8 protein-coding genes are annotated in these 7,068 nt (G+C 72.3%); 3 read left to right on the plus strand and 5 right to left on the minus strand.

Going from position 1 to position 7,068, the window contains the following annotated elements:
• Window positions 1–27 precede the first annotated feature (27 nt).
• From miaB to ACFU97_RS44380, 3 genes are read right to left on the minus strand one after another with little or no spacing between them, the layout of a single operon-like run.
• Window positions 28–1,545, minus strand: a complete 1,518-nt coding sequence (gene miaB, locus ACFU97_RS44370; protein WP_384268560.1) for a tRNA (N6-isopentenyl adenosine(37)-C2)-methylthiotransferase MiaB — start codon at window positions 1,543–1,545, stop codon at window positions 28–30.
• Between the two features lie 58 nt (window positions 1,546–1,603).
• Window positions 1,604–2,257 carry a response regulator gene (locus ACFU97_RS44375; RefSeq protein WP_384268562.1) on the minus strand — a complete coding sequence of 218 codons (654 nt, stop codon included), beginning with the start codon at window positions 2,255–2,257 and terminating at the stop codon, window positions 1,604–1,606.
• Window positions 2,254–3,204: a sensor histidine kinase gene (locus tag ACFU97_RS44380; RefSeq protein ID WP_384268588.1), complete on the minus strand. Its 951-nt coding sequence runs from the start codon at window positions 3,202–3,204 to the stop codon at window positions 2,254–2,256. Before ACFU97_RS44380 ends, ACFU97_RS44375 begins: the two co-directional genes overlap by 4 nt.
• 212 nt (window positions 3,205–3,416) lie before the next feature.
• Between ACFU97_RS44380 and ACFU97_RS44385 the strand changes: the two genes are divergently transcribed.
• The gene (locus ACFU97_RS44385; protein WP_384268565.1) at window positions 3,417–3,902 is read left to right on the plus strand and encodes a cation:proton antiporter regulatory subunit; all 486 of its coding nucleotides are present in this window, start codon (window positions 3,417–3,419) and stop codon (window positions 3,900–3,902) included.
• 3 nt (window positions 3,903–3,905) lie between these two features.
• Complete coding sequence (locus ACFU97_RS44390; protein WP_384268567.1) at window positions 3,906–5,126, plus strand: cation:proton antiporter; 1,221 nt, start codon at window positions 3,906–3,908, stop codon at window positions 5,124–5,126.
• Between the two features lie 35 nt (window positions 5,127–5,161).
• Here the strand turns inward: ACFU97_RS44390 and ACFU97_RS44395 are convergent, their stop codons facing one another.
• Window positions 5,162–5,566 carry a MazG nucleotide pyrophosphohydrolase domain-containing protein gene (locus ACFU97_RS44395; RefSeq protein WP_384268570.1) on the minus strand — a complete coding sequence of 135 codons (405 nt, stop codon included), beginning with the start codon at window positions 5,564–5,566 and terminating at the stop codon, window positions 5,162–5,164.
• A 110-nt stretch (window positions 5,567–5,676) separates the two neighbouring features.
• Between ACFU97_RS44395 and ACFU97_RS44400 the strand changes: the two genes are divergently transcribed.
• A complete protein-coding gene (locus ACFU97_RS44400; RefSeq protein ID WP_384268573.1) occupies window positions 5,677–6,675 on the plus strand; it encodes a TAXI family TRAP transporter solute-binding subunit in 999 nt (332 codons plus the stop codon).
• Between the two features lie 18 nt (window positions 6,676–6,693).
• On the opposite strand, the gene ACFU97_RS44405 is transcribed toward ACFU97_RS44400, so the two are convergent.
• A partial coding sequence (locus ACFU97_RS44405) for a sensor histidine kinase (protein ID WP_384268577.1) occupies window positions 6,694–7,068 on the minus strand: 375 nt, incomplete at its 5' end.

A 7,068-nucleotide genomic window follows, 5' to 3' on the forward strand; every position in this document is an offset into this window, starting at 1 on the left:
CGTCCTCGGCCGTCCGGCCGGGGCCGGTCAGTCGCAGCCGCAGCCGCTTCCGGTCGCCACCGGCAGCGGCGCCGGCGCCCCGATCCCGGGCAGGCCGAGCATCACGCCCGCGGGCTTCGCCGCCTCGGCGGCGTTGCGCTTCTCCCAGGCGTCGCCCGCGCGCGTGCGGCGCACGTCGAGGACGGCGCCCTCGGCGAGGAGGTGGTGCGGGGCGGCGTAGGTGATCTCGACCGTGACCACGTCGCCGGGGCGCACCTCCTGCTCCGGCTTGGTGAAGTGGACCAGGCGGTTGTCGGGGGCCCGGCCGGAGAGGCGGTGGGTGGCGCCGTCCTTGCGGCCCTCGCCCTCCGCGACCATCAGCTCCAGGGTGCGGCCGATCTGCTTCTTGTTCTCCTCCCAGGAGATCTCCTCCTGGAGGGCGACGAGACGCTCGTACCGCGCCTGGACGACCTCCTTGGGGATCTGGTCCTCCATCGTCGCGGCCGGGGTTCCGGGGCGCTTGGAGTACTGGAAGGTGAAGGCCTGGGCGAAGCGGGCCTCGCGGACGACGTGCAGCGTCTGCTCGAAGTCCTCCTCGGTCTCGCCCGGGAAGCCCACGATGATGTCCGTCGTGATCGCCGCGTGCGGGATGGCGGCCCGCACCTTCTCGATGATGCCGAGGTAGCGGTCCTGCCGGTAGGAGCGGCGCATCGCCTTCAGGACGGTGTCCGAGCCGGACTGCAGCGGCATGTGCAGCTGCGGCATCGCGTTCGGGGTCTCGGCCATGGCCGCGATCACGTCGTCGGTGAAGTCGCGCGGGTGCGGGGAGGTGAAGCGGACCCGCTCCAGGCCCTCGATCTGCCCGCAGGCGCGCAGCAGCTTGCTGAAGGCCTCGCGGTCGCCGATGTCGGAGCCGTACGCGTTGACGTTCTGCCCGAGCAGGGTGATCTCGGAGACGCCCTCGGCGACGAGGGCCTCCACCTCGGCGAGGATGTCGCCGGGCCGGCGGTCCTTCTCCTTGCCGCGCAGGGCCGGGACGATGCAGAAGGTGCAGGTGTTGTTGCAGCCGACGGAGATCGACACCCACGCCGCGTACGCGCTCTCGCGCCGGGTCGGCAGGGTGGACGGGAACGCCTCCAGGGACTCGGCGATCTCGACCTGCGCCTCCTCCTGGACCCGCGCGCGCTCCAGCAGGACCGGCAGCTTGCCGATGTTGTGCGTGCCGAAGACGACGTCCACCCAGGGCGCCCTCTTCACGATGGTGTCCCGGTCCTTCTGCGCCAGGCAGCCGCCGACCGCGATCTGCATGCCGGGGCGCGCGGCCTTCTTCGGGGCGAGGTGGCCGAGGTTGCCGTACAGCTTGTTGTCGGCGTTCTCACGGACCGCGCAGGTGTTGAAGACGACGACGTCCGCGTCGCCGTCCGAGCCCTCCGGGGCGCGCACGTAACCGGCGTCTTCGAGCAGGCCTGACAATCGCTCGGAATCGTGGACGTTCATCTGGCACCCGTAGGTGCGCACTTCGTAGGTCTTCACGCCCACGGCCGGGCTCCGGTCGATGCTGCTCATGTGACAAGGGTAGGCGGTGCCGGAAGTGCCTCCCGCAGCCCTGTGGACAACCGGGGACTCAGGGTTCGATCAGGCCCGCGCGGATCGCGTACCGCGTCAGTTCCAGGCGGTCGCGCATGCCGAGCTTGTGGAGCAGGTTCGCGCGGTGGCGCTCGACCGTCTTGGCGCTGATGAAGAGCAGCTCGCCGATCTCCTTCGAGGTGTGCCCCTCGGCGACCAGCTTGAGGATCTCCTCCTCGCGCTCGGTGACCGCGCGCGCGGGCAGGTCGTCGCCCCGGTGCAGGCGCTCCAGGTAGGAGCGGACGAGGGCGCGCTCCGCTCCCGGGTACACGAACGGCTCGTCGCGCACGGCCGCGCGGCACGCCCCGACCAGGTCGCGGTCGGCCGCGGACTTCAGGACGTAGCCGCTGGCTCCGGCCTTGAGCGCCTCGAAGAAGTACTGCTCGTTGTCGTACATCGTCAGGATCAGGATGTGCAGGCCGGGCAGGCGGCGGGAGAGCTCGCGGGCCGCCTGGAGGCCGGTCATCCGGGGCATGGCGATGTCGAGGACGGCCAGATCGAGCTCACGCGTGCGTGCCAGCTCGACCGCCTCGGCTCCGTCCCCGGCCTCGGCGACGACCGTCAGATCCGGCTCGCCGTCCAGGATGAGGCGCACTCCCTGGCGTACGAGGGCGTGGTCGTCGGCGAGCAGCACGCGCGCGGGGGCGGTCATCGGCGGCCTCCTTCGGTGACGGGGACGCGCAGGCGCACGTCGGTGCCCTGCTCGGGGCCGGGTTCGAGCGACAGGTCGGCGCCGATGAGCAGCGCGCGCTCGCGCATGCCGCGGATTCCGGCGCCCTCCGGGGCCCTGCCGAGGCCCTTGCCGTTGTCGCGGACGAGGAGTTCGACGCCGTCGCCGAGCGGCCGGAGCCGGACCTCGGCGCGGTCGGCACGCGCGTGCCGTGCGGTGTTGGTGAGCCCTTCCTGGGCCACGCGGTAGACGACCAGTTCGGACTCCTCGGTCAGCTGCGGCAGATCGCCGGGGACGCTGTGGCGCACCGTCAGCCCGTGCGTGGTGAACTCGGCGGCGAGCGAACGCAGGGCGCTGGCCAGGCCGAGCTCCTCCAGAACGCCGGGGCGCAGCCGGCGGGCGATACGGCGGATCTCGTCCAGGCCCGCGCGGGTGGCCTCCTGCGCCTGGCCCACCTCGGCGCGCAGCTCCTCGGGGACCCGGTCGGCGACGCGCTTGAGCTGGAGGAGGACGGCGGTCAGGGTCTGGCCGACCTCGTCGTGCAGTTCTCGGGCGATGCGCTGCCGCTCGCGCTCCTGCGCCGACAGGGCACGCGCCGCACCGGCCGCGCGCTCGCTCTCCAGCCGGTCGAGCATCGTGTTGTACGTCGTGATCAGCTCGGCCGCCTCCGCCGGACCGCCGACCACTGCGCGGGCACCTGGACGCAGCAGGTCCGCCGTGGACATGGCCCGGCCGAGCCGTCGTAGCGGAGTGAGGCCGAGACGGAGCACGACCGCGTTGCAGACCAGCAGGAACGCCAGGCCCGCGACGACGACCAGGGCCTCGGCCGGCAGGACCGGCGTCGAGACGGTGACCGGGCCCAGGAGCAGGGCGGCGGCCACGATCAGGCCCGCTGCGTTGAGCGAGAAGATCCGCCAGAACAGCGACACGGTCTTCCCTCTCGCTCTGATCGCGGGCACCTCCGGCGCGCCCGTACCCGGCGCCTCCGGCACGGCTCCGGTCAGCCTCGCCGTCCGTCCCCGGCCGCGTATATCCGTCACGTCACCCATGTCGCCACCGTACGGCCGAATGACAGCATGCGAACGGGCCCCGGTGATCACCGGCAGCTCCTGACCATGCCGCCGTGAAGAGGGGGAGAAACGTGTCTGCGCCACGCCTGAGGGCGACACCGCTGCCGGGCATAGGGGTCCAGTACGACCTGGTGACCCGTGACCAACGCCATCTGTCGGTGGTGGCGCACCGCGACGGCGCGCGCACGGTGAACGTGTACCGGACCGACGATCCCGACACCTGCGCCCACTCGCTGCGGCTGACCGGTTCCGAGGCGGGCGCGCTGATCGACGCGCTGAAGCCGTCGCACCACAGCGCGAGCCTGCTCTACACCTCCGATCTGGGCCTGGTCGCCGAGCGGATCGAGGTGGCCGCGGCCTCGCGCTGGAACGGCCGGGTGCTGGGCGACACGCGCATGCGGACCGAGACGGGGGCGTCTGTGGTGGCGGTGCTGCGCCGGGCCGAGGCGATTCCGTCGCCCACGCCGGACTTCAGGCTGGCGGGCGGTGACATCGTGATCGTCGTGGGCACGCGCGAGGGCGTCGACGCCGCCGCGGCGATACTCGGGCGGGAGTGACCGGTGCACTCCGCGGTGTTGTTGATCGAGTTCGGTTCCATCCTCCTCGGCCTCGGTCTGCTCGGCCGGGCCGCAGGCCGCTTCCAGCTCTCCCCCATTCCGCTGTACCTGCTGGCCGGGCTGGCCTTCGGCGAGGGCGGCCTGCTGCCGCTCGGGGCGAGCGAGGAGTTCGTCGCCATCGGCGCCGAGATCGGCGTCATCCTGCTGCTGCTGATGCTCGGCCTGGAGTACACGGCCGGTGACCTGGTCACCAATCTCAAGGCGCACTATCCGGCCGGCCTGGTCGACTGCGCCCTGAACGCCGTGCCGGGCGCGGTGGCGGCACTGCTGCTCGGCTGGGGCCCGGTGGCCGCGGTCGTGCTGGCCGGCGTCACCTGGATCTCGTCCTCCGGGGTCATCGCGAAGGTGCTCGGCGATCTGGGGCGGGTCGGCAACCGGGAGACCCCGGTGATCCTCAGCGTCCTCGTGCTGGAGGACCTGGCGATGGCGGTGTACCTGCCGATCGTGACCGCGCTGGTGGCCGGGGCGGGGCTGCTCGCGGGGAGCGTGACGCTGGCGGTGGCGCTGGGCGCGGCGGGGCTGGTCCTGCTGGTGGCCGTGCGCTACGGGCGCGTCATCTCGCGGTTCGTCTCCAACGACGACCCGGAGAAGCTGCTGCTCGTCGTGCTGGGCCTGACGATCCTGGTCGCGGGCGTCGCGCAGCAGCTCCAGGTGTCGGCCGCCGTGGGCGCCTTCCTGGTCGGCATCGCGCTGTCCGGTGAGGTCGCGGAGGGCGCGCACACCCTGCTGAGCCCGCTGCGGGACCTGTTCGCCGCGGTCTTCTTCGTCTTCTTCGGGCTGCACACGGACCCGGCGAGCATCCCGCCCGTGCTGCTGCCGGCGCTCGCGCTCGCCCTGCTCACCGCGGCGACGAAGATCGCCACCGGGTACTGGGCGGCACGACGGGCCGGCATCTCCGTCAAGGGCCGGTGGCGCGCGGGCGGCGCCCTGGTGGCCCGCGGCGAGTTCTCGATCGTCATCGCCGGCCTCGCGGTGAGCGCGGGTATCGAGCCCTCGCTCGGCCCCCTGGCCACGGCCTACGTCCTGATCCTGGTCGTCCTCGGCCCCCTCACCGCCCGCTACACCGAACCCCTGGCCCGCCGCCTGGCGGGACGCCGGACCGCGCGCACGGAACCGTCGCCACCGGCGGAGGCACCTGCTTCGGTGGGGGATCGTCCGTCCTGAGGGCGGTCCGCGGGATGCCGGAAGAGACGGCCGGCTCACACCCCTCCAGGTGTCCACCCCTGGCGCCGCAGCACCGCCGACACGTCCGGGGCCTCGTAGTGCTCGCCCTTGAGGACCTTGCCGTCGGCTCTGCGCCGGACCTGGCCGTCGGGGCCGAGCTTGGTCATGTTGGAGCGGTGGATCTCGGCGATCACGGCGTCGAGGTCGATGCCGTGGACCAGGGCCGTGCCGTACGCGACGTAGACCACGTCGGCCAGTTCGTGCGCCAGCTTGTCGAGCGGGCCGGTGACCGAGACCTCGGCGACCTCCGCCGCCTCCTCCGCGAGCAGCCTGCCGCGCTGGGCGGCCAGCGGGGCCGAAACCTCGGTGGGTGTGGTGCGGGCGTCGAGCCCGACGGCGAGGTGGAACCGGCGGACCAGGTCGGCGGGCGATGAGCTCATGCGGCGACTGTACCGAGGGGCACCGACAACGCCCCTCGTGATCGAGTTTGCGACCCCGTTGTGACTCCGGCCCTGGTCAGCACCGCGCACGGGCTGGCAGGATCCCACGCATGTCCAAGATGTTCCGCGGGATCGGCCGGCGCCGGGCCCTGGAGGGCGCGGCCGCCGTCGTCGTCGCCCTCGGGTTGCTGCTGTGGTGGCTGCTGCCCCTGGGCCAGGCGGCTCCGAGCGGGGCGATCACCATCAGCACGGGCACGCAGGCCGGCGTCTACCAGCAGTACGCCATGCTCCTGCGCAAGGCGCTCGACAAGGACATGCCGGGTCTGAAGGTGACGCTGAAGACCAGCGACGGCTCGCAGGAGAACGTCACGCGCGTGGCGAACGGCAAGGCCGACTTCACCATCGCCGCGGCCGACGCCGTCGAGACGTACAAGCTCCAGCACCGGCCCAACGCCGGCCATCTGCGCGGCGTCGCCCGTCTCTACGACGACTACGTGCAGCTCGTCGTCCCGCGTAACTCGCACATCGGCTCCGTCGCGGACCTGAAGGGCAAGCGGGTGGCCGTGGGTCCGCCCAGCTCGGGTGTGCGGCTGATCGCCGAGCGCGTGCTGAAGGCGGCCGGCATCGACGCGAAGAAGGACATCACGCCGTTCGCCGACGGCATCGACACCGGTCCGGACCGGCTGCGGCAGGGCAAGATCGACGCGTTCTTCTGGTCGGGCGGGCTGCCCACCCAGGGCCTGCAGCAGCTGGCCGACCGCTTCACCTTCCGGTTCGTACCGATCGGGGCCGGCCTCGTCGCCAAGTTGCACGAGCAGGGCAGCGCCACGCGCTACTACCGCGCCACCAACATGCCGGAGTCGGCCTACCCCAGCGTCCAGAACGGCGTCGCCGTACCGACGCTGGCCGTCTCCAACCTCCTGATGACGCGTACGGACGTGAGTCCGCGTCTCATCGAGTGGGTGACCCGCACCGTGATCGACAGCCGGGACGGGATCGGCAAGCTGGTCCACTCCGCCCAGCTCGTCGACCTGCGCACCGCGATCTACACGGATCCGCTGGCGCTGCACGAGGGCGCGCGGCGCTACTACCGCTCGGTCAAGCCGTAGGCGCCCTTCCCCTTGCCCTCAGGGCGCAGGGCTGTGCCTCGGCACCGCCACCGTCACCGTCAGGCCGTGCGGCTCGTGACGGGCGTAGGAGAGGGAGCCGCCGCCCGCCGCGAGCAGGGTGCGCGAGATGGACAGGCCGAGGCCGGACCCCTTGATGTTCTGATGGCGGCCGCTGCGCCAGAAGCGGTCGCCGACGCGGCCGAGTTCCTCGTCGGTCAGCCCCGGGCCGTTGTCGCTGACCACGACGGTCGAGGTGCCGCCGTCGGCCGCGACCGTCACCTCGACGCACTCGCCCTCGGGCGTGAACTTCACCGCGTTGTCGATCACCGCGTCCAGGGCGCTGGACAGGGTGACCGGGTCGGCCCAGGCGGTGGGCGCCGGGCAACTGCCCAC

The sequence above is a fragment of the Streptomyces sp. NPDC057616 genome (assembly GCF_042800575.1).
In the GTDB taxonomy this organism is placed as follows: domain Bacteria; phylum Actinomycetota; class Actinomycetes; order Streptomycetales; family Streptomycetaceae; genus Streptomyces.